Source organism: Dactylosporangium sp. NBC_01737 (assembly GCF_035963215.1).
Lineage (GTDB): Bacteria > Actinomycetota > Actinomycetes > Mycobacteriales > Micromonosporaceae > Dactylosporangium.
In genome coordinates, this window is sequence record NZ_CP109153.1 from 3,708,278 (window position 1) to 3,731,472 (window position 23,195).

Annotated in this window: 18 protein-coding genes; 13 read left to right on the forward strand and 5 right to left on the reverse strand. The window is 71.4% G+C overall.

Annotated elements, in window-relative coordinates; genetic code table 11:
* Positions 1-26 precede the first annotated feature (26 nt).
* Positions 27-812 carry an SURF1 family cytochrome oxidase biogenesis protein gene (locus tag OHA72_RS16725; RefSeq protein ID WP_327008739.1) on the reverse strand — a complete coding sequence of 262 codons (786 nt, stop codon included), beginning with the start codon at positions 810-812 and terminating at the stop codon, positions 27-29.
* Between the two features lie 95 nt (positions 813-907).
* Between OHA72_RS16725 and OHA72_RS16730 the strand changes: the two genes are divergently transcribed.
* Together OHA72_RS16730 and OHA72_RS16735 are read left to right on the forward strand one after the other, a co-directional pair.
* Complete coding sequence (locus OHA72_RS16730) at positions 908-3,988, forward strand: cobyrinic acid a,c-diamide synthase CobB (RefSeq protein WP_327008740.1); 3,081 nt, start codon at positions 908-910, stop codon at positions 3,986-3,988.
* Positions 3,948-4,457, forward strand: coding sequence for a GNAT family N-acetyltransferase (locus OHA72_RS16735; protein ID WP_327008741.1), 510 nt, complete (start codon positions 3,948-3,950; stop codon positions 4,455-4,457). The genes OHA72_RS16730 and OHA72_RS16735 overlap by 41 nt, the downstream gene beginning before the upstream one ends.
* A gap of 24 nt (positions 4,458-4,481) precedes the next feature.
* Here the strand turns inward: OHA72_RS16735 and OHA72_RS16740 are convergent, their stop codons facing one another.
* Positions 4,482-6,674, reverse strand: coding sequence for a transglycosylase domain-containing protein (locus OHA72_RS16740; RefSeq protein ID WP_442788593.1), 2,193 nt, complete (start codon positions 6,672-6,674; stop codon positions 4,482-4,484).
* Between the two features lie 47 nt (positions 6,675-6,721).
* Here OHA72_RS16740 and cobC point away from each other — a divergent pair, with 47 nt between their 5' ends.
* The 3 genes from cobC to cobA are packed head-to-tail and all read left to right on the forward strand — an operon-like array spanning position 6,722 to position 9,971.
* Positions 6,722-7,723, forward strand: coding sequence for an Rv2231c family histidinol phosphate aminotransferase CobC (gene cobC / locus OHA72_RS16745; protein WP_327008742.1), 1,002 nt, complete (start codon positions 6,722-6,724; stop codon positions 7,721-7,723).
* A 2-nt stretch (positions 7,724-7,725) separates the two neighbouring features.
* Positions 7,726-8,769 carry a nicotinate-nucleotide--dimethylbenzimidazole phosphoribosyltransferase gene (gene cobT / locus OHA72_RS16750; protein ID WP_327008743.1) on the forward strand — a complete coding sequence of 348 codons (1,044 nt, stop codon included), beginning with the start codon at positions 7,726-7,728 and terminating at the stop codon, positions 8,767-8,769.
* Entirely contained in the window at positions 8,766-9,971 is a 1,206-nt protein-coding gene (gene cobA, locus OHA72_RS16755; protein ID WP_327008744.1) for a uroporphyrinogen-III C-methyltransferase, read from the forward strand. The genes cobT and cobA overlap by 4 nt, the downstream gene beginning before the upstream one ends.
* Before the next feature lie 38 nt (positions 9,972-10,009).
* On the opposite strand, the gene otsB is transcribed toward cobA, so the two are convergent.
* Entirely contained in the window at positions 10,010-12,562 is a 2,553-nt protein-coding gene (otsB, locus tag OHA72_RS16760; RefSeq protein ID WP_327008745.1) for a trehalose-phosphatase, read from the reverse strand.
* Between the two features lie 93 nt (positions 12,563-12,655).
* Positions 12,656-14,056 (reverse strand): alpha,alpha-trehalose-phosphate synthase (UDP-forming), encoded by a 1,401-nt coding sequence (locus tag OHA72_RS16765; RefSeq protein WP_327008746.1) that lies wholly within the window; start codon positions 14,054-14,056, stop codon positions 12,656-12,658.
* A gap of 110 nt (positions 14,057-14,166) precedes the next feature.
* On the opposite strand from OHA72_RS16765, the gene OHA72_RS16770 reads away from it, so the two are divergent.
* From OHA72_RS16770 to OHA72_RS16805, 8 genes are all read left to right on the forward strand, one after another.
* A complete protein-coding gene (locus tag OHA72_RS16770) occupies positions 14,167-14,751 on the forward strand; it encodes a hypothetical protein (protein WP_327008747.1) in 585 nt (194 codons plus the stop codon).
* Between the two features lie 80 nt (positions 14,752-14,831).
* A complete protein-coding gene (gene ettA, locus OHA72_RS16775; protein WP_327008748.1) occupies positions 14,832-16,511 on the forward strand; it encodes an energy-dependent translational throttle protein EttA in 1,680 nt (559 codons plus the stop codon).
* 1 nt (position 16,512) lies between these two features.
* Positions 16,513-16,914: an acyl-CoA thioesterase gene (locus tag OHA72_RS16780; protein WP_239136000.1), complete on the forward strand. Its 402-nt coding sequence runs from the start codon at positions 16,513-16,515 to the stop codon at positions 16,912-16,914.
* Complete coding sequence (locus OHA72_RS16785; protein ID WP_327008749.1) at positions 16,902-17,534, forward strand: DUF8185 domain-containing protein; 633 nt, start codon at positions 16,902-16,904, stop codon at positions 17,532-17,534. Before OHA72_RS16780 ends, OHA72_RS16785 begins: the two co-directional genes overlap by 13 nt.
* Before the next feature lie 170 nt (positions 17,535-17,704).
* Positions 17,705-18,259, forward strand: a complete 555-nt coding sequence (locus tag OHA72_RS16790; RefSeq protein WP_327008750.1) for a type III secretion system chaperone family protein — start codon at positions 17,705-17,707, stop codon at positions 18,257-18,259.
* Positions 18,260-18,390: 131 nt separating this feature from the next.
* Positions 18,391-20,268 (forward strand): translation elongation factor 4, encoded by a 1,878-nt coding sequence (gene lepA, locus OHA72_RS16795; protein ID WP_327008751.1) that lies wholly within the window; start codon positions 18,391-18,393, stop codon positions 20,266-20,268.
* Positions 20,269-20,309: 41 nt separating this feature from the next.
* The gene (locus OHA72_RS16800; protein ID WP_327008752.1) at positions 20,310-20,762 is read left to right on the forward strand and encodes an NUDIX domain-containing protein; all 453 of its coding nucleotides are present in this window, start codon (positions 20,310-20,312) and stop codon (positions 20,760-20,762) included.
* Between the two features lie 68 nt (positions 20,763-20,830).
* Positions 20,831-21,112 carry a GlsB/YeaQ/YmgE family stress response membrane protein gene (locus tag OHA72_RS16805; RefSeq protein ID WP_327008753.1) on the forward strand — a complete coding sequence of 94 codons (282 nt, stop codon included), beginning with the start codon at positions 20,831-20,833 and terminating at the stop codon, positions 21,110-21,112.
* 1,147 nt (positions 21,113-22,259) lie between these two features.
* Here the strand turns inward: OHA72_RS16805 and OHA72_RS16810 are convergent.
* On the reverse strand, positions 22,260-23,180 hold the full coding sequence (locus OHA72_RS16810; protein ID WP_327008754.1) for a phytanoyl-CoA dioxygenase family protein: 921 nt from the start codon (positions 23,178-23,180) through the stop codon (positions 22,260-22,262).
* Positions 23,181-23,195: the final 15 nt, after the last annotated feature.

The window sequence follows — 23,195 nt, forward strand, 5'->3', positions numbered from 1 at the left end:
AGTGCGTGTTGCCGGGCGGCGACGGATCAGGCGGGGGCGTCGTGGAACTCGTCCAGCAGGTCTTCCGGCTCAGGGCCGCGTGCCTCGCGGCGGGCCAGGTAGGTGAAGCCGTAGAGGGTCAGCGCGGCCAGGAGCCACCACTGCAGCACGTAGCCGGCGTTCTGCAGGGCGTTCTGCTTCTCCGGGGTGACCGCGATCAGGCCCGGTGGAGGCTGGTCGGTGCTGACGTAGGCGTCGTAGATGGCGTACGGCATGGCCGGTGCGATCGCCGACGGCGTGATCCGGCGGATCTCCAGGCGGCCGTTGACCTCCTTCGGCGGGCCGCCCCGGCTCTCCGGCGGGCGCAGCCGGCCGAGGACGGTCTGCTCGCCGTCCGGGGCGGCGGGCACCGTGGGCATCGCGAGGGCGCCGGCCTCGGCAGGGGCCACCCAGCCCCGGTCGACCAGCACGGCGGTGCCGTCGGGGAGGACGAGGGGGGTCAGGACCTCGAAGCCGACGCGGCCCTCGACCGTGCGGCCGCGCACGAGGATCTCCCGGGAGGCGTCGAAGCGTCCGGTGACCTGGACCCGCAGCCACTCCGTGTGACTACCGGGCGCCGCGCCGACGGTGCCGGGCGCGCCGGTGGGGCGGGGCACGACGCCGGTCAGCGGCACAGGGGTGGCCGAGGTGCCGGCCGTGATCCGTGCGTTGATCGACGCGCGCTGGTGATAGCGGTCCAGCTGCCAGAAGCCCAGGAGCACCATGACGGTCGCCGCGGCGACGGTCAGCGCGGCGTAGCCGAGCCACCGGGGCGACGCGAGAAACCGGTACACACCAAGCACGGTATCCGGTGCGTTCCGGACAGTTGCTGTGGCGCCCACCCGGTATCGTCCGGGACACACATTTGCCCCAGCGCCAGAGGAGCATCATGAGCACCATCCCGAGGCTGGTGATCAGCGCGCCATCCTCCGGTCACGGCAAGACTGCCGTCTCCGTAGGTCTGTTGTCCGCGCTGTCGGCCCGGGGTTACCGGGCCGCCGGATTCAAGATCGGCCCCGACCACGTCGACGCCGCCTATCTGGGTCTGGCTGCGGGTCGTCCCGGGCGTAACCTCGACCCGCGCATGATCGGCGCCAAGCGGATGGGCCCGTTGTTCGCCCACGGTGCCGCGTCGTTGGACATCGCCGTGGTCGAGGGGACCATGGGGCTCTTCGACGGGCTCGCCGGCCGCACGGACAGCGAGTCGACCGCCCAGATCTCCGGGTTGCTGCGCGCGCCCGTGGTCCTCGTCGTCGACGTCGGCGCCATGGGGCAGTCGGTGGCCGCGCTGGTGCACGGTTTCCGCGCGTACGACGAGCTGCTCTGGCTCGGCGGTGTCATCCTGAACCGGGTTGCCTCCTCCCGGCACGAGCAGCTGCTGCGTGAGGCGCTCGACGACATCGGCGTGCCGGTCCTCGGGGCCCTGCGCCGCCACGCGCTCACCGACATCGGCGACGCCGGCGCGCCGCTGCCGTCGCGGCATCACGGTGTGGCCCCCGTCGTGCACCACAACCTCGACGCGATCCGCGCCGTCCGGCGCCTCGGTGAGGTCATCGCCGGTGCCGTCGACATCGACAGGGTCATGGCCCTCGCGCGTTCCGCGCCCCGGCTCACCTCCGACCCGTGGAGCGCCGCGGAGGAGGTCGCCGCCGCCCGGGTCGCCGAGCCGGCCGTGGCCCGCATCGGCCGCCGCCCGATCATCGGTGTCGCCTTCTCCTATCCGGAGACCGCGGAGCTCCTCGCCGCCGCCGGTGCCGAGGTCGTCCCGTTCGACCCGCTGCGCGACGAGTTCCTCCCCGACGGCGTCGACGGCCTGGTCGTCGGCGGGGCGCTGCCCGAGTCGTACGCCGAGGAGCTGGGCTTCAACACCCGCCTCCGCACCGCCGTCGCCGCGCACGCGGCCGCCGGCAAGCCCATCGCCGCGGAGGGTACCGGCCTCGTCTGGCTCTGCCGCGACTTCAACGGCCGCCCCATGTGCGGCGTCGTGGACGCCTCCGCTCGCGAGACCGACCTCGTGGTCCTCGGGTACCGCGAGGCGACCGCCCGCAGCTCCTCCGTCCTGCTGCCCGTCGGCGCCCAGGTCGTCGGGCACAAGATGCACCGCACCACGATCAGCCCCCGGGCCGGCCTGCAGGCCGCGTGGACCTGGGCGGGCGGCCCCGCGGAGGGCTTCGTCCACCGCGGCGTCCACGCCTCCTACCTCGGCCTGCACTGGGCCGGCACGCCGTCCATCGCGTCCCGGTTCGTGGCCGCCGCCGGTGCGACCGCCACCCCGGTCCAGGGCCAGTGGACGACGCCCAGCACGCACCCGTACAACCGCCCGTCGGTGGTGCCGGCCTCGCAGGCCCCGTCCGGCAGCGGCACGACCCTGCAGTTCCCGGCCACCGCGGGTGCTCCGGCGAACCTGGCCAAGACCGCGGGCGCGACCAGGCCCGCTGCGGCCCCGCCGGTCGGTCCCGCCGTGCCCGGCCCGAGCCCCGTCTCGGCCCCGGCCGCCTTCGCCTCGCCGCCCGGCACCGCCCCGGCCGCCAGCCCCGTGTCGGTCCCCGGCCCGGTCTCGGCGCCCGGTGGGTACGCCGCGTCGCCGCCGGCCACGTATTCGCCGCCCGCCTCCGTGGTGGGACCGGGCGCCGTGTCACCGGTCTCGGCGCCGTCCACGTACGCGCCGCCCAGCTCCATGCCGTCCGCGCCGGTGTCGACGCCCTCGGGCCCTCGGCCGCCGGTCGGGCCTCCGCACGCCGGCGGCCGTCCCGCCGCGCCGACGAGGCCGCTCAGCGGCACCGGTGCGCCGGACGGTGTGACGGTCCCGGCATGGCTGGCGTCCGCCGAGGAGGCGCCCACCGAGACCATCCAGACGGCGGGGGCCGCACCGGCCTCGCCGGCGGTGCAGACCTCGGGCGGCCCGGCCGACGCCGGGGACGCTGGGGACGACGGGGCGCTTGACGAGATCGCGTCGAGCCCGTTCGGCCCGACCAGCCGGGCAGGCGTCGCCCTCGCGTCCGCCAGCCACGCCGCCGTCGCAGGCAGCCAGGCCGCCGAGCCAGGCAGCCAGGCCGCCGAGCCGGGCAACCGGACCGCCGGGTTCACCAGCCAGGCGCCGGAGGACGGCCGCGAGGCGGAGGACGGCAGCCAGGCGGAGGACGACGGTCAGACGGAGAGGGCGGGCACTGCGGTGACGCCAGGGGCTGGGCCGTCCACCGCGTCTGCTGGGGCGAGCGTTGGGGTGCCTTCCACCCCGAACGCGCCCGCGGAGGCCGCCGGGCTGCCATCGTCTGGGGTTGTGTCGACGACCCTCTCCGCCCCGCCCCCATCCGTCCAGTCACCGACCTCACCCGCTGCGCCGCCCGCGGCCGCGGCACGGTCCGAGGCCGGCGCGTCCGGTCCCGTGTCAGGAGCCGGCGCCGCCGGGTCGCAGCCCGTGGCCGGCGCCGGCGTGCAGCCGGTGTCGACGCCGCCGTTGAGCGGGCAGAGCGGGCACCAGTGGTCCGACGCGCCGGCGACGTCGTCCGCGGTACCGGTGTCCTCGGCGCCGATGCCGAGCGTCGCGGCGCCCGTGTCGGCGGCGCCGGCCGGGATGACCGTGATCGCCGCGGCCGGCTCGGACCTGGTCGCGTCGGACGAGGCGCCGACCGCGTACCTGCAGCTTCCGGCCCAGGGCGGCGACCCGCTCGGCGCCGGCGACCACAGCCCCGTCTCGGCCCCGCCCGCCCCGGCCCCGCCGCCGCAACGACGCCCACCGGGTCCCACGAGGCACGGCCGGGCGAGCGCACGCCGGGTGAGCGGGCGCCGGGTGAGCGGGCGACGGGTGAGGACGGATCACCGACGTCGGGCCCGCCCGCCGGCGGGGCGACGGAGGCCGCCTAGTGTCGACCTGGTCGGTGGCGTTGCGCCGCTTCCCGTCGCTGTCGGTCCAGACGCCCAGGTTGTCGGTGCGGCCGCTGTGCGCCGACGACGACAAGCGGGTCGGTGAGATCTTCGCGGACCGGCTGGTGCGGCGGTGGCTACCGATCGCGCAGGACGACAACAGCGAGTTCGACGGCTACTCGTGGTGCACGGAGCTGGCCGTCGAGCGGCGCGACAGCGGCGCCGGCGACCACTACGGCATCGTGCGGCGCGAGGACGAGCGGCTCGTCGGCTGCCTCTGGACGAAGAACACCGACTGGCTGACCCGCTCGACGGAGATCGCGTACGCGGTGGCCGCCGACGCCCGCGGCTACGGGGTCGCACCCGAGGCGGTCGACGTCCTGGCGCTGTCGCTGCTGCTGGAGCACCGGTTCCAGCGCATCGAGCTGCGGGTCGCGCCCGGCAACGTGGCGTCGCGTCGGGTGGCGGAGAAGGCGGGGTTCACCTACGAGGGGCTGATGCGCAACGCCGGGTCCCTGCACAGCGGCCGCGTGGACCTGGAGAGCTGGTCCCTGGTCCCTGCCGACATCCGCTGAGCAGCCGGACGAGCAGGGCGCGGGTCAGCGGCGGTTCTTGTACGCACGCGGCTTGGCGTTCGCGCCGTACGCCACGACCGTGCTCGGCGGGGTGAACTGGCGCACGGCGGTGCCGGCGAGGGCTTCGCGGAGCGTCTCGGCGACCGTCTCGCGGGGCTTTCCGGCGTTGGCCGAGCCGACCCGGTGCAGCGGGTTGTCGGGGTCGGCGATGAACCCCGCGACCGTCAGCCCCGGCGTCATGCCGACGAACCACGCGGCCCGGTTGTCGTCCGTCGTGCCGGACTTGCCGGCGACCGGGCGGCGGACCGTGGGGTACACCCTCGACGCGGTGCCCCAGCCGCCGCAGTCACCCGCGGCGGCCTTGAAGCCGGTGACGCAGCGGGCCGCGTCGACCGCGCCGCGCGCGACGTCGGGGGACAGGACCTGCGCGCAGCGGGGGCGGGCCACCGGTACACCGTTCGCGTCCACCGCCTCGACGCCGTCGACCTGCCGGATCGAGACCACCGGGATGGGTTCGCAGTGCATGCCGTCGGCGGCGACGGTCGCGAAGGCGCCGGCCATCTCCAGCGGCGTGGTGTCGGCGACGCCGAGCGTGAACGCGCCCCACGTCTTCGCCTTCGCCGGGGAGGCCTGCAGCCGGTCGATGCCGGTGCGCCAGTGCAGCCCGAGGCGTTCGGCCATGCGGACCGCGGACTCGGCCCCGACGCGCTGCTCGAGCTGGACGAAGAACGTGTTGACGGACTTGCCGAAGCCGGACCACATGGTCTGGCGGCCGGTCATGGAGGCGGAGGCGTTGGAGGGGCACCAGCTGTCCACGCCGCAGCGGGCCGGGCTGTCGCGGCCGGTCTTGTACTTCGACACGAACGTCTTCGGCGAGTTGATCGCGGTCGACAGCGGCATGCCCTGTTCGAGGGCGGCCAGCAGCGTGAACATCTTGAACGTGGAGCCGGCCTGGTAGCCGGCCATGTCGCCGCCGCCGAGGAGCGGGTTGACCGTGTTGGGGTAGTTGCCGCGGAGGCGTTTGCGCTGGCGGGGGTCGGAGTGCGGGCCGTTGCTGGCGCGGTCGAGGGAGTAGGTGCGGTTCACGGCCATGGCGCGGATGAGGCCGGTGCCGGGTTCGACGGCGACCTGCCCGAGCGCGTACGGGCTGCGCGTCTTCTCCCGCTTCAGCACCTGCGCCTGCGCGACCGCCTGGATGCGCGGGTCGAGCGACGTGACCACGGTGTACCCGCCGCGGCGCAGCCGGTCGAGCCGCTCGTCCGGGGTGGCGCCGAGGCCGGGCTGGTTGCTCCACCACGACCGGAACATCGCGCAGAAGAAGCCCCAGCCGGGCGCGGTGGCGAGGCAGTCGTTGGGTGGTTCGCTGAGCTGCAATGCGATCGGGGTGGCACGGGCGGCGACCGCCGAGGCGGCGTCGAGGTAGCCGAGGTCGGCCATCCGGTCGATGACATAGTCGCGCCGCTCGGTTGCCGCCGCGACGGAGGCGGCGGAGCGGCCCGCGGGGTCGTACGAGGACGGCGCCTGCACCAGGCCGGCGAGCAGCGCGGCCTCGGGGACGGTGAGGTCGGCGGGCCGCTTGGAGAAGTACACCTCCGCGGCGGCGAGGACGCCGTAGGCGCGGTGCCCGAAGTACGCGACGTTGAGGTACCGCTCCAGGATCTCGGTCTTGCTCATGTGCTTCTCGAGCTCGATCGCGAGCTTCATCTCGCGCAGCTTCCGGGCGCCGGTCTGCTCCGTCGCCTCGGAGACCTCGGCCGGGGTGTCGGCGCTGTCGCGCAGGACGTTGCGCACGTACTGCATGGTCAGCGTCGACGCGCCCTGCGAGACGGCGCCGGCCTTCTGGTTCGCGACGAACGCCCGGGCGACACCCTTGAAGTCGACGCCGTGGTGCTCCCAGAAGCGGGCGTCCTCGGCGGCGACGATCGCCTTCTGGATGTTGGGCGAGATGGTGTCCAGCGCGGTGTACGTGCGGTACTCCTCGTAGAACTGCGCGAGCAGCGTGGTGCCGTCGGCGGCGTACACGTGGCTGGTCTGCGCCGGCAGTGAGGAGCGCAGCGCCCCGACCGGGGTGGCGAGCGCGTCGGTGCCGCGTTTCACACCCACGCCGGTGAGGGCGACCATCGGATAGACCAGCACGGCGATCGCGAGCCCAACGATGAGCCCGGTCCGGACGAGGGCCAGGAATCCTCCGGCCACTCGCAGCGTGCGCGCGATCACATCTCCAAGCTAGGACAAATCGCCTCCGCGTACGCGACGATCGCCTGATGCTGCGGTTCCACGGCGATGCCGAGGTCGCGCCGGGTCTGGTCGACCTGGCGGTCAATGTGCGACAGGAGACGCCGCCGTCGTGGCTCACGGGCCCGATCGCGGCGTCGCTGGCGCACCTCGCGCGGTACCCGGATCCGGTGGAGGCGACCGCGGCGATCGCGGCGCGGCACGGCCGGCCGGCGGACGAGGTGCTGCTGACGGCGGGGGCGGCGCAGGCGTTCACGCTGCTGGCGCAGGCGCTGCGCCCCCGGCACGCGGTGGTGGTGCACCCGCAGTTCACCGAACCGGAGAGCGCGCTGCTGACCGCGGGCCACGCGGTGGACCGGCTGCTGCTGGACGCCGGGGACGGATTCATGCTGAAAGATCCGCCAGGGTCGGCGGATCTGGTCGTCATCGGAAATCCCACCAATCCAACCTCATGTCTGCATAAATCCGTGCAGATAGCGTCATGGGTGCGGCCCGGCCGGACGGTCGTCGTCGACGAGGCGTTCGCCGACACGGTCCCCGGCGAGCCCGAGACCCTCACCGGCAACCGCGACGTCGTCGTCATCCGCAGCCTGACCAAGACCTGGGGCCTCGCCGGCCTGCGCATCGGGTACGTCCTGGGCCCACGCGAGCTGATCGCCGAGCTCAACCGCCACGCCCCGTTGTGGAGTGTCTCCACCCCGGCCCTCGCCGCCGCCGTCGCCTGCGCCTCACCGCGCGCCGTGCGGACGGAGCGGGAGATCGCCGAGCGGCTGACGATCGACCGCGACCACCTCGTCGCCGCGCTGCGCCGGGTGGGCGTCGAGGTGGCCGGCGTACCCCGCAGCTCGTTCGTGCTGATCAACGTCGCCGATGGCACGAGGGTCCGCGAGGAGCTGCGGTCGCACGGCTTCGCGGTGCGACGTGGCGAAACGTTCCCGGGACTGGGCCAGGACTGGTTACGTATTGCGGTGCGGGACACTGCCACGAGTGACGCGTTCGTCGCGGTGTTGTCGAAGGTACTGGGAGGGTGAAGATGCTCACGGAGACACTCGCGGCGATCCGGCCGCTCGACGACGAGGCGATCGCCGCGGCCAGGGCGCTGCAGGCCAGGCTGACCAAGCCCCCGGGCTCGCTGGGGGTGCTGGAGATGCTGGCGGTGCGGCTGGCGGGGCTGGCCGGCACGTGCCCTCCGCCGATCCCGGAGCCCGCCGCGCTGGCGATCTTCGCCGGCGACCACGGCGTGCACGCGCAGGGTGTGACGCCGTGGCCGCAGGAGGTCACGGGTCAGATGGTCGCCAACTTCCTGGCCGGCGGCGCGGTCGTCAACGCGTTCGCCCGGCAGTGCGGCGCGACCGTCACCGTGATCGACGTCGGCGTGAAGAGCACCCTCGACCCCGCCGTGGGTCTGGAGTTGCGCAAGGTCCGCGCCGGCACCCGCGACCTCAGCGTCGAGCCGGCGATGACCCGCGCCGAGGCGCTGCAGGCCGTCGAGGTCGGCATCGAGATCGCCCAGTCCCTGGTGGACAAGGGCGCGAAGGTGCTGCTGACCGGCGACATGGGCATCGCCAACACCACCCCGTCGGCGGCTCTGATCGCCGCGTTCACGCACGCCGACCCGGCCGCCGTGACCGGCCTCGGCACCGGCATCGACAGCGAGACCCACGCGCGGAAGGTGGCGGTCGTCACGTCCGCGGTCGTCGCGCTGCGCGCCGAGGACCCGATCGACGTCCTCGCCGCGGTCGGCGGCCTGGAGCACGCCGCCCTCGTCGGCTACATCCTGCGGGCCGCGGCGCTGCGCATCCCCGTGATCATCGACGGTGTCATCGCCGCGTCGGCGGCCCTCGCCGCCGCCGCGCTCGCACCCGCCTGCACCACGGCCATGGTCGCCGGGCACCGGTCGGCCGAGCCCGGCGCCAGCGTGGCGCTCAGCTATCTTGAGCTGGAACCGCTCGTCGACCTGGGCCTGCGCCTGGGCGAGGGCACCGGCGCCGTCCTGGCGCTGCCGATCGTGGCCAGTGCTGTCCGCGTGTTGCACGAGGTAGCCACTTTCGACTCAGCTGGAGTTGCCCACAAGTGAACCCATACCCCCTCGGTCTGGTGCTCCAAGGTTTGCGCGTCCTGGTGGTCGGCGGCGGTGCCGTGGCCACCAGGCGCGTTCCCGCGCTGCTCGACGCCGCCGCGGACGTCGTGCTGGTGTCACCCCACATCACCCCCGCGCTGCAGGCCCACGTCGACGCGGGGCGGGTCACCTGGCGCGCCCGGCGCTTCGAGCCGTCCGACATCGACGACGCGTGGCTGGTCCACGTGGCGGTCAGCGACGCCGCCGCGGCCGCCACGATCAGCGAGCTCGCCGCGGCCCGCCGGGTCTTCTGCGTCCGCGCCGACGATCGGCACGCCGCCACCGCCTGGACCCCGGCGGTGACCCGGCAGGGTCCGGTGACCGTCGCCGTGCTCGGCGGGGGCGACCCGGCCCGCTCCGTCGCCGTCCGCGACGCGATCGGCGAGCAGCTCGCCGCCGGCGCGATCGTGGCCGCGACCCCGCCCGAGGCCGGTCCCGGCCGGGTCGCGCTGGTCGGCTCCGGCCCCGGCGACCCGGAGCTGCTCACGGTCCGTGGCCGCCGGCTCCTCGCGGCCGCCGACGTGGTCGTCATCGACCGGCTGGCCGCCGGGCTGCTGCTGGACGAGCTGCGGCCCGAGGTCGAGCTGTTCGACGCCTCGAAGATCCCCTACGGCCCGTCGGCGGCGCAGGAGGAGATCAACCGGGTCCTGGTCGACCGGGCCCTGCAGGGCAAGTTCGTGGTCCGGCTCAAGGGCGGCGACCCGTATGTCTTCGGACGTGGCGGCGAGGAGCTCCTGGCATGCGTTGCGGCCGGTGTACCGGTGAGCGTCGTGCCCGGCATCAGCAGCTCGATCGCGGTACCCGCGGCGGCCGGCATCCCGATCACCCACCGGGGCCTGGCGCACGAGTTCACGGTCGTCTCCGGGCACCTCGCCCCGGCGCACCCCGAGTCGCTGGTCGACTGGGCGGCCCTGGCCCGGCTGCGGGGCACGCTGAGCATCCTGATGGGCCTGAAGAACCTGCCGGCGATCGCCGCCGTCCTGCAGGAGCACGGCCGCGCGCCCGACACCCCCGTCGCGGTGATCCAGGAGGGCACGACCCGGGATCAGCGGGTGGTGCGCGCGCAGCTGTCCACGGTCGCGGACGCGGTGAAGGAGGCGGCACTGCGCCCGCCGGCCGTCATCGTCGTCGGCCCGGTCGTCGACGCGCTCACGACATGACGAAGGGGCGCCCCGTGGGCGCCCCTTCTGATGTGCGTTCAGGAGCGGTCCAGCTCCAGCGCGCAGCGGATCAGACCCAGGTGCGAGTACGCCTGCGGGTGGTTGCCCAGGGCGCGCTCCGTCAGCGGGTCGTACTCCTCCGGCAGCAGGCCCGTCGGGCCGGCGCACTCGATGAACTGGGCGAAGAGCTCCTCCGCGTCGGCCCGCCGGCCGGTGCGCAGGTACGCCTCGATCATCCACGTGGTGCACAGGTGGAAGCCGCCCTCGACGCCGGGCAGGCCGTCGTCCCAGCGGTACCGGTACACCGTCGGACCTTCCCGCAGGTCGGCCTCGACCGCCAGGACGGTGGCGAGGAACCGCGGGTCGTCGTCGGCCAGCAGACCGGACAGCCCGATCCACAGCACCGACGCGTCCATCTCGTCGTAGCCGTAGGCGACGGTGTATGCGCCGAGCTTCTCGTCCCAGCCCTTGTCCAGGACGTTCTCGGCGATGGTGGTGCGCAGCGCCCGCCACGCCTCCGGCACGGTCCGGCCGGCCCGCTCGAAGAGCTGGATGCCACGGTCGACGGTCATCCAGCACATGACCTTCGAGTAGACGTAGTGCCGGGGCCGCCGGCGCGCCTCCCAGATGCCGTGGTCGGGCTCGTGCCAGCGCCGCTCGACCGCCTCGACCATCGCCTCCATGAGGGCGAAGTCGCCGGCCTCCGGCGGGCGGAGCTCGGCGAGCGTGGTGACCAGGTCGGCGACCGGGCCGAACACGTCGAGCTGCACCTGACCGTTGGCGGCGTTGCCGACCCGCACCGGTCGGGAGCCCGCGTAGCCGGGCAGCGCCTCGATGACCGCCTCCGGGCCGAGCTCGGTGCCGTCGAGCGTGTACAGCGGGTGGAGCCGCTCCGGGTGCCCGTCGGTGTTGTCGGCGACCTTCAGCGTCCACTTCAGCAGCGACTCGGCCTCCTCGGTGGATCCGAGGTCGACGAGGGCCTTGGCGGTCAGCGACGCGTCGCGCAGCCAGCAGTACCGGTAGTCCCAGTTGCGGGACCCGCCGACCTCCTCCGGCAGCGAGGACGTCGCCGCGGCCAGGATCGCCCCGGTCGGCCTGTGCCACAGCCCGCGCAGCGTGAGCGCGCTGCGCTTGACCAGGTCGCGGGCGACCGACGGCAGCTTCAGCGCGTCGGACCAGTCCCGCCACGCGGCCTCCGCGGCGACCTGCCGCTGCTCGGTGCGCTCCTGCGGCGCCTCGATCGAGTCGGTGCCCAGGCGCAGCTCCAGCATGGCGCTGCCGCCGGCGGCGCCGAGGTCGACCGTCGCGCGGGCCAGGTCGCTGTGCCCGTCGGAGCTGATGTCCCAGGTGATGCCGGGGGAGTAGAGCACCATCGGCTCGTTGGAGCCGAGCACCAGCAGCCCCTCGTCGCCGATCGGCTGCAGCCGGATGTGCACCTGGCCGAAGTCGGGCCGCGGCACGAAGTCGATCCGGGCCCGGGAGCTGCCCGACAGCACGCGGATGAGCGAGTTGCCGGTGGCGTGGTGGTCGAGCCAGTCGGTGACCGTCAGGCCCGACCAGCGGGTCTCCACGGTCATCGTGCCCGGCCGGTACCGCTGGCCGAGCGGGATGCCGCCACGCTCCGGCTGGACCGTGAAGTGGCCCGCTGCGGTGTCGCCGAGCAGGTCGGCGAAGACCGCGCCGGAGTCCGGCTTCGGGTGGCACAGCCAGGTGACCCGGGCGGCGGGCGTGAGCAGGGCGACGGTGTGCGTGTTGGACAGCATCGAGTGCCGCTCGATCGGCACCGCCTGCTCGCCGAACAGCCAGCGCCGCCGGGTGTGCAGCAGCAGCTCCAGCACGCCGACGGCGACCTCGGCGTCGGTGATGCTGAAGCGGGCCTGCGTCTCGCCGGGCCCGACCTTGATGCCGAGGTCGGGCCCGTGCAGGTGGGCGAACGCCTTCTCGTCGGTCGCGTCGTCGCCGAGGTAGACGATGGCGCTGGCGGAGACCTGCATCCGCAGCGCGTCGACGGCCAGGCCCTTGTCGGTCGGCACCACCGACAGCTCGATGACCTCCTTGCCGGTGGTCACCTCGATGTCGGGCCACAGGGCCGCACCGCTGCGGACCGCGTCGAAGACCCGCCCGGCGACGTCGCGGGGCGCCGCGCGGGTGTGCACCGCGACGCTGGCCGGCTTCGCCTCCAGCCGGACACCCGGCTGATCGCGGCAGATCGCGTTGAGCGCCGCCTGCAGCTCCGCACGGCGCTGCTGGCGCTCCGGTGGCAACTCGTCGACGTAACCGACGTCGAACTCGGAGCCGTGGCTGCCGACCAGTCGCACCTCGGCGGGGAGGCGCGACAGGGCGGCCAGGTCGCGCAGCGCGCGGCCCGAGATCACACCGACGGTTGTCTGCGGCAATGAGGACAACGCGCGGACGGCGGCTACGGATTCTGGGCTGGGTGTCGCCTTCGTGGGGTCGGCGACGATAGGCGCGAGAGTGCCGTCGTAGTCACATGCCACCAGGAGGTTCGGCACGCGGGCGACGCGCAGCACCGCCGCGCGGAGGTCCGGGTCGAGCGAGAGGACGGTGCCTGTCGCCGAGTGTTGGTTCATGTCCGGCCTGTTCGTGGGAGCGATGGAGGTCGTTGGAGCGATTGACGTGCACACGGCGGTGCAAAGGCGGGCGTGTGGTGGTCAACATGATGGTCACGATGCTGCGCCGAGAGCGTCGAGAAACGCGTCCGCCCAGGCGCGGACATCGTGTGAGCGCAGGTGGGAATGCATAGCATGCATGCGTTTGCGCCCTTCGACCGGGTCGACGTGGATCGCGCGCATGAGTGCGTCCTTCACCCCGTCGAGGTCGTGCGGATTGCACAGGAATGCCTGGCGCAGCTCGGCCGCCGCACCGGCGAACTCCGACAGCACGAGGGCGCCGCCGCCGTCGGCGCGGGCGCCGACATACTCCTTTGCCACGAGATTCATGCCGTCCCTCAGCGGAGTCACCATCATGACGTCGGCCGCGACGTACAGCGCGGCCAACTCAGCCCGACTGTACGACTGATGGAGATAGTGCACGGCCGGTTGGCCAACTCGTCCGTACTCCCCATTGATCCGCCCGACCTCACGTTCAACGTTCACCCGCAGCGTCTGGTAGTGCTCCACCCGCTCCCGACTCGGCGTAGCCACTTGTACCATCACCGTATCCGGCGCTGTGAGTCGTCCATCCGACAACAGTTCGCGGAAGGCCTTCAACCTCCGCTCGATCCCTTTGGTGTAGTCCAGCCGGTCCACCCCGAGGATGATGGTCTTCGGCTCACCCAGCTCCGTCCTGATCGCCTTCGCCCTGGCCTGCACTTCCGGTGAGGCGGCGAGCCGCTCCATCTCCTCGACGTCGATGGAGATCGGGAAGGCCTCGGCCCGCACCGTGCGGCCCTCCCACTCCACGACGCCGCGCCGCACGCGGGTGCCCAGCAGATGTCGGGACAGTTGGACGAAGTTCTGCGCGCCGAGTGGCCGTTGGAAACCAACCAGATCGGCACCGAGCAGACCCTTGAGAAGTTCCGCCCGGCGGGGTAGTTGCATGAACAGTTCGACCGGGGGAAATGGGATGTGCAGAAAAAACCCGATCTTGAGATCGGGTCGGGTCTCGCGCAACAAGGCCGGCACGAGCTGCAGCTGGTAGTCCTGGATCCATACGGTGGCGCCGGGTGCCGCGTCGTCGGCGACGGCCTTGGTGAACCGCTCGTTGACCAGGCGATACGACTCCCACCATCGTCGCTTGAAGATCGGTGTCTCCACGGCGTCGTGGTAGAGCGGCCACAGGCTGGAGTTGGAGAAGCCCTCGTAATACCGCTCGACCTCACCTGCGCTGAGCGCGACCGGGTGCAGCTTCACCCCGCCGGCCTCGAATGTCTCCTCCGGAAGCTGTGAGTCGCCGGTGCCACCCGACCAGCCCACCCACGTCCCGTTGCGCTGCTGGAGCACCGGCTCAAGCGCGGTGACCAGGCCTCCTGGACTTCTGCGGAAGCTGACCTCGCCGTCCGGTCCGACAACCTTGTCGACCGGCAGTCGATTGGCGACCACCACGAATGCACTGTTTCCAGCCACGTGTCGTGTCCTCCCCCTGGGTGATCCACCCTCGTACTTTCAGCCTACTGATCCCCGAAGGTGCCCGGCAGCATGCAGCGTGCTGGCTCACAGGTGCGATCCTGCTGGGCATGTCCTCGCACGATGCCTACGCCGAGCCCGAGCGGGGCCGGACGCTCACCGTCGTCCTGCTCGCGTTGCTGATCCTGACCGTCATCGGTGCATTGTTCGGTTTCGTGCTGGGCCGTCGAGACATTGATGATCCTAAGTCGAACGCGGGTAACGGACAGTCTCCACGACCGGCTGTTTCCGTGACGAGCCAGGGTGCCCCCACGCCCGCCGCCGATCCGTGCCCGAACTTCATCGAGGCCGCCGTCAAGCGCCGCGACGCCAAGGCCGCCACGCCGCTGACCCTGCAACTGTTCATCCGCACGGACAAACGCGAGGCCTGGGTCTGCCTGGAGGCCGACGGCCAGGGGCTGTGGTACCAGGGGCACGACAAGCGCAAGAGCTTCTACAACGGCGGCGCCGGCGAGACGCCGGTCGAGGGCGAGAACGGCCTGCTGCTCGGCGGCGGCAGCGTCAGCGCGTCCGGGACCGACAAGTTCATCGCGAGCAACGGCGGCACCAAGTACGCCCTGTCCCGGGACAAGCTCGTGGTCACCGGCGACCAGAACTTCACGGAGGACGTGAAGGAGTCCCTGCCCAAGAAGTGACGCCCGATTTGGGTGCCGGGCCGGGGCCTGGAAAGATTGGCCCGACGCGAACACAGACTCACCGGAGGTAGGGGCGCCCCGTGGCTCAGTACATCTACGTGCTCGAGAAGGCGCGCAAGGCGCACGGCGACAAGGTCGTGCTCGACAACGTCACGCTGTCGTTCCTGCCCGGCGCGAAGATCGGTGTGGTCGGCCCCAACGGCGCCGGCAAGTCGAGCCTGCTCAAGATCATGGCGGGGCTCGACAAGCCGAGCAACGGTGAGGCCCGGCTCATGCCCGGCTACACCGTCGGCATGCTGCTGCAGGAGCCGCCGCTGAACGAGACCAAGACCGTCCTCGGCAACATCGAGGAGGCGGTCGCGGGCACGAAGGCGAAGCTCGCCCGGTTCAACGAGATCGCCGAGCAGATGGCGACCGACTACACCGACGAGCTGATGGAGGAGATGGGCAAGCTCCAGGAGGAGCTCGACCACGCCGACGCGTGGGACATCGACTCCGCCCTCGCCCTGGCCATGGACGCGCTGCGCTGCCCGCCGCCGGACGCCGACGTCACCACCCTCTCCGGTGGTGAGCGCCGCCGCGTCGCGCTGTGCAAGCTGCTGCTCGAGGCGCCCGACCTGCTGCTGCTCGACGAGCCCACCAACCACCTCGACGCGGAGAGCGTCAACTGGCTGGAGCAGCACCTGCAGAAGTACGCGGGCGCCGTGCTCGCCGTCACCCACGACCGGTACTTCCTGGACCACGTGGCCGAGTGGATCGCCGAGGTCGACCGCGGCCAGGTCCACGGCTACCAGGGCAACTACTCGACCTACCTGGAGAAGAAGGCGCAGCGCCTGGCGGTCGCCGGCCGCAAGGACCAGAAGCTGCAGAAGCGCCTCACCGAGGAGCTGGAGTGGGTCCGCTCCAATGCCAAGGCGCGCCAGACCAAGTCCAAGGCCCGCCTCGAGCGCTACGAGGAGATGGCCAACGAGGCCGAGAAGACCCGCAAGCTGGACTTCGAGGAGATCCAGATCCCGCCGGGCCCGCGCCTGGGCAACCTGGTCATCGAGACCAAGGACCTGCTCAAGGGCTTCGACGAGCGGGGCGTGCTGATCGAGAACCTGTCCTTCTCGCTGCCGCGCAACGGCATCGTGGGCATCATCGGCCCCAACGGCGTCGGCAAGACCACGCTGTTCAAGACCATCGTCGGGCTGGAGCAGCCCGACGCCGGCCAGGTCCGCGTCGGTGAGACGGTGAAGCTGTCCTACGTCGACCAGAGCCGCTCCGGCCTCGACGGCGACAAGACGGTCTGGGAGGTCGTCTCCGACGGCCTGGACCACCTCATGGTCGGCAAGGTCGAGATGCCGTCCCGGGCGTATGTCGCGGCGTTCGGCTTCAAGGGCCCCGACCAGCAGAAGCCGACGAAGGTCCTGTCCGGCGGCGAGCGCAACCGGCTCAACCTGGCGCTGACGCTGAAGATCGGCGGCAATGTGCTGCTGCTCGACGAGCCGACCAACGACCTGGACGTCGAGACCCTGTCGTCGCTGGAGAACGCGCTGCTGGAGTTCCCCGGCTGCGCCGTGGTCATCTCCCACGACCGGATGTTCCTGGACCGGGTCGCGACCCACATCCTCGCCTGGGAGGGCGACGAGAAGGACCCGGCCAAGTGGTTCTGGTTCGAGGGCAACTTCGAGTCCTACGAGAAGAACAAGGTCGACCGCCTGGGCCAGGAGGCGGCGCGGCCGCACAGCGTCACCTACCGCAAGCTCACCCGCGACTGAGGTGGCCCGCTTCGTCTACCACTGCGCCCTGCGCTGGTCCGACCTGGACGCGTACGGGCATGTCAACAACGCGCGCTTCCTCACCCTGTACGAGGAGGCGCGCGTGGCATTGATGTTCACCGCGGCGAAGGCGGCCGGGCTGCAGACGTTCGAGGACGGCATCGTCATCTCACGTCATGAGATCGACTACCTGCGGCCCATCGACTACGGCGATCCCGTGCGCATCGAGCTGTGGCTGGAGGAGATCAAGGCGAGTCGATTGACCGTCGCCTACGAGCTCTTCGACGGTGACGCGGTCGCCTCCCGGGCGCGGACCGTCTGCGTGCCCTTCGACCTGGCCGCCGGCAGGCCCCGCCGGGTGAAGGACGTCGAGCGCGAGTTCCTGTCCCCGTGGCTTGGCTGAACGGGATCGCAGCCGCTGACGCCCGGGCCTTCGTGGCCCGGGCGGCCCGTCTGGACGCGGGCGCACTGGTCCGGCTGCGACCGGCCGGTGACGACCGCGTCACCCTCTGGTCGCACCTGCCGTGGGGCGTCCTGGTGAGCCGCGGCGTCCCCGGACGCGTCGACGGCGATCACACCGTCCTGGCCCGCGAGCTCCTGACGTCCCTCGATGGAGAGCTTCCCACACTTCGGGACAGTGAGTGGCGGTGGTCCATCCCGGGGGGTGCCGGGACCGTCGTGGAGCGGATCCCGGGTACCGACATCCGGCGCGTCGGGGAGGCCGCCGCGGCCACGTTGCGGACCGCCGCGGCGGAGGGCGTCGGGGGTCGCGCGGTCGGTTCGAGGGTGCTCCGGGACGCGCTTCTGGATCATGTGCCGATCGTCGTGACGACCGCCTCCGGGGAACGCGTCGAGATACCGCAGCGGCTCGTGCAGGCGGTCGTGCGAATGGGGTTCACGATGAGCGACCGTGCACCTGCACGAGACTTTGTCGATGTTCGGAAATTGGGTCCATGGACGGCTCTGGCCTGCGCATATGGCTCTGCCTGGCATCGTGCTGCCAAGACTCTCCTCATCGGATAGACGGTGGTAAGACCCTCACCCGAACGGGTGGGGCAAGGGTGAAATTGGGGGCTGCTGAAACTCGTCCGAACGGGTACCGTCCTCTTTCGGGTCCACCGCCGAGCGAATTCGTTTGGCGACGGACCGCAATTGCGGGTGGAGGCCACGGGGGAGCTAGGGAGCGCGGGACGATGCCAAAGTGGCCATGGCGTGCCGAGCAGACGGACGGGTCGCAGACCGACACGACCGTCGCGCAGCTGGCACGGGAGGAGCCGACTCCGGTGACCGACGCGGTGTGCGACGGAGCCCCGGACGTGGGTGCGGGCGTGATCGCACCGGTGACGTTGCTGCGGGTCGCGGAGGCCCTCGAGCAGCTTGAGATTCGATACCTGACCGATGGGGATGGCAGCCTTCTCGCGCTCTGGGAGCGCCATGCCGTGCTGTTCGCCCTCGAGGGACCGTCGGACGAGATCCTGGTCGTCCGCGCCCGGCCGCACGCCACGGTGCCGCCGGACTGGGCCGACCGCTCCTACCGGGTGGTCAACGAGTGGAACCACACGCGTCGCTTCTACAAGGCATATGTCGGTGACCCCACCGACCGCGGCCAGCTCCCGATCTACGCCGAGATGCAGGTGCCGCTGCTGTCCGGCGCCCACCCCGAGCTCATCGCCGAGCTCGTCGACTGCGCGGCCGTCGTCGCGATGGGGTTCGTCGACTGGCTCCACGACGAGGGCGCGCTGCTCTGACGTGCGATATGCCCCGCCATATCCGGACTTGTCCGGTAGCGGCGGGGCTTCGTACCGGCGGCGCTTCGGCGAGATCCCCGGGCATGGGACGATAGAGGTCTGATCCCCACCCTCATGGAGAACGGACGCCTGTGCCACCGACGAACGACCCCGGCGTGAACCGCCCCGGTGCCACCGTGCCGGACCGGATCCGCAACTTCTGCATCATCGCGCACATCGACCACGGTAAGTCGACGCTGGCCGACCGGATGCTGCAGCTCACCGAGGTGGTCGACGCGCGGCAGATGCGGGCGCAGTATCTCGACCGCATGGACATCGAGCGTGAGCGCGGCATCACCATCAAGAGCCAGGCCGTGCGCATGCCGTGGGTGGTCCGCGAGGGCGACCTGACCGGCGAGCAGTTCGTGCTCAACATGATCGACACCCCGGGCCACGTGGACTTCACCTATGAGGTCTCCCGCAGCCTGGCCGCCTGCGAGGGCGCCGTGTTGCTCGTCGACGCGGCGCAGGGCATCGAGGCGCAGACCCTCGCCAACCTGTATCTCGCGCTCGAGAACGACATGACGATCATCCCGGTGCTCAACAAGATCGACCTGCCGGCCGCGCAGCCCGAGAAGTACGCCGAGGAGCTCGCCCACCTCATCGGCTGCGACCCCGACGACTGCCTGCGCGTGTCGGGCAAGACCGGCGTCGGCGTGCCGCACCTGCTCGACGAGATCGTGCGGCAGCTGCCCGAGCCCCAGCCGGGCAACGACGGCGCCGCCCGCGCGATGATCTTCGACTCGGTCTACGACGTGTACCGCGGCGTGGTCACCTACGTCCGCGTCGTCGACGGCCGGCTCGGCGCCCGTGACAAGATCAAGATGATGTCGACCGGCGCGGTCCACGAGCTGCTGGAGATCGGTGTCATCTCGCCCGAGCCGATCAAGAGCGACGGCCTGGGCGCCGGTGAGGTCGGCTACCTCATCACCGGCGTGAAGGACGTGCGCCAGTCCCGCGTCGGCGACACGGTCACCATCAACGCCAAGCCGGCCACCGAGGCGCTGGGCGGCTACAAGGACCCGAAGCCGATGGTCTACTCGGGCCTCTACCCGATCGACGGCTCGGACTATCCGCTGCTGCGCGACGCCCTGGACAAGCTCAAGCTCAACGACGCCGCTCTGGTGTACGAGCCGGAGACCAGCCTGGCACTGGGCTTCGGCTTCCGCTGCGGCTTCCTCGGCCTGCTGCACCTGGAGATCATCCAGGAGCGCCTCGAGCGGGAGTTCAACCTCGACCTGATCTCCACCGCGCCCAACGTGGTCTACCGGGTGATCACCACCGACGGCACCGAGGTCGCGGTCACCAACCCCAGCGAGTTCCCCGACGGCAAGACCGGCGAGATCTTCGAGCCGACCGTCCGGGCGACGGTGCTGACCCCCAACGACTTCGTCGGCGCGGTCATGGAGCTGTGCCAGGGCCGCCGCGGCGTCCTGCTCGGCATGGACTACCTGTCCGCCGACCGGGTCGAGCTGCGCTACACGCTGCCGCTCGGCGAGATCATCTACGACTTCTTCGACCAGCTGAAGAGCCGCACGAAGGGCTACGCCAGCCTCGACTACGAGCCCAGCGGCGAGCAGGCCTCGGACCTGGTGAAGGTCGACATCCTGCTGCACGGCGAGCCCGTCGACGCGTTCAGCTCGATCGTGCACAAGGACAAGGCGTACAACTACGGCGTCACGATCGCCGGCAAGCTGCAGAAGCTCATCCCGCGCCAGCAGTTCGAGGTGCCGATCCAGGCCGCCATCGGCAGCCGGATCATCGCCCGCGAGACGATCCGCGCCATCCGCAAGGACGTCCTCGCCAAGTGCTACGGCGGTGACATCAGCCGCAAGCGCAAGCTGCTGGAGAAGCAGAAGGAAGGCAAGAAGCGGATGAAGATGGTCGGCCGCGTCGAGGTGCCGCAGGAGGCGTTCATCGCCGCCCTGTCGACCTCGGACGCCCCGACCTCGGACAAGCCGAAGAAGTGAGGCACTGCCCCCGCTGCGGGGCGTCCACGGACGCTCCGCCGGTGGCGTGCGCCGCCTGCGGCTACGCCGTCTTCGTCAACCCCCGCCCGACCGGCACCCCCATCATCGTCGACGGCGACCGCTTCCTGGTGATCCGCCGGGCCCGCCCGCCCCAGCAGGGCTGGTGGGACCTGCCGGGCGGCTTCTGCGACGGCTTTGAGCACCCGCGTGACGCCGCCGTCCGCGAGGCCCGCGAGGAGCTCGGCGTCGACATCCACCTCGGCGCCTTCGTCGGCATGTGGATCGGCACGTACGAGTTCCAGGACGAGCCGCTGCCGGTCCTGGACTGTTTCTGGCTGGCCACTCTCGCCCCCGGCGCCACGATCACCCTCGACCCGGCCGAGGGCACCGAGCTCGCCTGGATGCCCTTGTCCGATCCGCCACCTCTCGCGTTCTCCACGATGGAGTCGGCGATACGCGAAGTTCGTCGATCGTCGGGGCGTTTGGTCCCCTGACGTCACGGGCAATAAGAGCGCAACCGCAACTGCAAGACCCCCTGGTTGAGGCTCTGAAGGAGGACACCGTGACTGTCACCGGAATCATCACGGCACTGATCGTCGGCCTGATCGTCGGTGCGCTCGGGCGGCTGGTAGTTCCCGGCCGCCAGAACATCCCGATCTGGCTGACCATGGTGATCGGCGTGATCGCCGCGCTGCTCGGCACCGTCATCGCGAACGCCATCGGCATCTCCACCGACACCCCCGGTGTCGACTGGGGCGAGCTGCTGATCCAGGTGCTGGTCGCCGCGATCGGCGTGGCCCTGGTGGTCGGCGTGATGGGTCGCGGTCGACGCAGCACCCTGTAACACCGCATCACAGCAGAAGGCCCCCAGCCCCCCGGCCTGGGGGCCTCTTGCTGTGATGTCCCTAGCTTCGGCGGCTGCCGCAGTTACCAGCTTCGGCGGCTGCCGCCGCGGCGGCCGGGGGTTCCCACCCCGGAGCCCCCCATGCTCGCTGCGCTCGCACGCCCTGCGCTGCGCGCGGCCGCAACACGCGCGGGCGCGCCGCAACCGAAGGACCTCGGGGCAAGGTGTTCGAGCCTCACGACAGGTCTGACGTCCGATCCGAGTGGAAAGATCGTTCATCCGCCGCGAGTCGTGCGTTCGGCCGCGGGGCGGGCGCCGGTCCGACCCGCCCATGATTGGTGTTTGCCACCTCGTTGGGTGTCGCCGCGGCCGCCGGGCAGTCGCCGGACGATCTTGCGGCCGTGATCGGAGGACGGCGGTGGTCGTCCCGGTGGCCAGGGGCGTCCTTCGATCAAGCGGGGCGGGGAAAGGTCGCCGTCTGGAGCGTGGTACCCACCGGTCCAATCGTCGATGGCCGCGAACTTCGCAGTGATCCGGGAGGCTGGGTGGCAGCCCGCGCACAGGAGCTTTCCTGCCGGTGACCGCGGTTCGGTGCCGTCGGACGGTCTTGCGGCGGTGATCGAAGGACGGCGGTGGTCGTCCCGGTGGCCGGGGGTGTCCTTCGATCAAGCGGGGCGGGAAAGGTCGCCGTCTGGAGCGTGGTGCCCACCGGGCCGGTCATCGACGGCACGACTTTCCCGTGATTCGGGGACGGCACCTGCCGGAACCCACCGATTGACACAACCCTGCACAGATCGAAGTCGCGGGCTGGTCGCGTGGACGGCCGCCGGGCGACTTCGATCACGATGGCAAGATCGAATCCGGGTGAACGGGGTCCGTGGCGGGGGCGGCGCAGGGTCGTCTCTTTGTCGCGGCCGGAGGTCGCGGCGTGGCCGTTCACGGCCGCGTGTTTGTCGCGGCCGGCAGGTCGCGGCTGCGTGACTGTGCGCGGAGGTGGCAGGGAGGCCGTTCACGGCCGACCGGTGGCTGACGGGAGCGACGGTCGTGCCCACGGCGGACCGGAGTCATGCGCTTGCTGATGCAATCCCGAAGCGGCCGTGCGCCTCGGAAAGTGAGGTGCACGGCCGCTTCGGCGGAGCAGCGAGGGCTAGCGGAGCCAGGGGACGGAGCGGTCGAGCAGGCCGCGCGTCTTGAGCTCCTTGCGCAGCGGGATCTCCTCGTCGATGTACCCGTTCCAGTTGATGCCCCAGTAGTTGGCCGTGTGCGTCGCCTCGCCCAGCAGCTGGCGCTGGACGGGGGTGCGGTTGGCCCACCACTCGCCGTCGTAGTCGATCGGCATGTCGTCGAGGTTGCGGATCCACCGGTAGGTGTACCCGACGAAGAGCATCTTGCGGGTGATGTCGGAGTAGTTCGGCGAGCGCGAGTGCCAGAGGCGCCGGTCGAAGATGAAGCAGTCGCCCGGGTTGGCCGTGATCTCCACGGTGCCCTCGGGGTCGGGGTTCTCGATCGTGGTGTCCGCGGGGCGGGGCAGCGAGTTCCAGAGGTGGCTGCCCGGGATGACCTTGGTGGCGCCGCGGCCCGTCTCCGAGAGGTCGGAGATGACGTAGCCGATCTTCAGCGAGAACATGGGGCGGGGCAGGTTCGGGTCCATGGTCTCCGGGTCGGAGTTCTGGCGGTACCCGTCCTGGTGCCAGCCCCACGAGGGGGCCTCCGTCGCCGCCGCGGGCGGGGTGACGTCGAGGTGGTTGTGGTGCGTGTAGATGTTCCAGCCGGCCAGGCCCCACATGTACGGGAAGAGGGTCGGCTGGGTCAGCAGGTGCCCGAACAGTTCGTCGCGCGTGAGGAAGCCCAGCAGGTGCAGCGTGCCGTCCTTCTTCATGCTGCTGGAGCCGGCCGCCTGCTCTTCGGCGTAGACCCGGTCCATCGCCGCTTCGAGCTGCGCTCGGTGGTCTTCCTTCAGAACGTTGCGGACCAGCAGGAAGCCCTGATCCAGGAATTCCTTGCGGTCGGCCTCGCTGATCGGCTCATAGCCGGTCAGACCGCCGTAGTCGGGTGCAGCGGACGTCATGTCCTCCCCTTACTT

Excerpts from the sequence above, each read along its gene's own strand:
- OHA72_RS16730 (WP_327008740.1), top strand. The coding sequence starts at position 908 with ATGAGCACCATCCCGAGGCTGGTGATCAGCGCGCCATCCTCCGGTCAC.
- cobC (WP_327008742.1), top strand. The coding sequence starts at position 6,722 with ATGCTGCGGTTCCACGGCGATGCCGAGGTCGCGCCGGGTCTGGTCGAC.
- cobT (WP_327008743.1), top strand. The coding sequence starts at position 7,726 with ATGCTCACGGAGACACTCGCGGCGATCCGGCCGCTCGACGACGAGGCG.
- otsB (WP_327008745.1), bottom strand. The coding sequence starts at position 12,562 with ATGAACCAACACTCGGCGACAGGCACCGTCCTCTCGCTCGACCCGGAC.
- OHA72_RS16770 (WP_327008747.1), top strand. The coding sequence starts at position 14,167 with ATGTCCTCGCACGATGCCTACGCCGAGCCCGAGCGGGGCCGGACGCTC.
- OHA72_RS16790 (WP_327008750.1), top strand. The coding sequence starts at position 17,705 with ATGCCAAAGTGGCCATGGCGTGCCGAGCAGACGGACGGGTCGCAGACC.
- OHA72_RS16810 (WP_327008754.1), bottom strand. The coding sequence starts at position 23,180 with ATGACGTCCGCTGCACCCGACTACGGCGGTCTGACCGGCTATGAGCCG.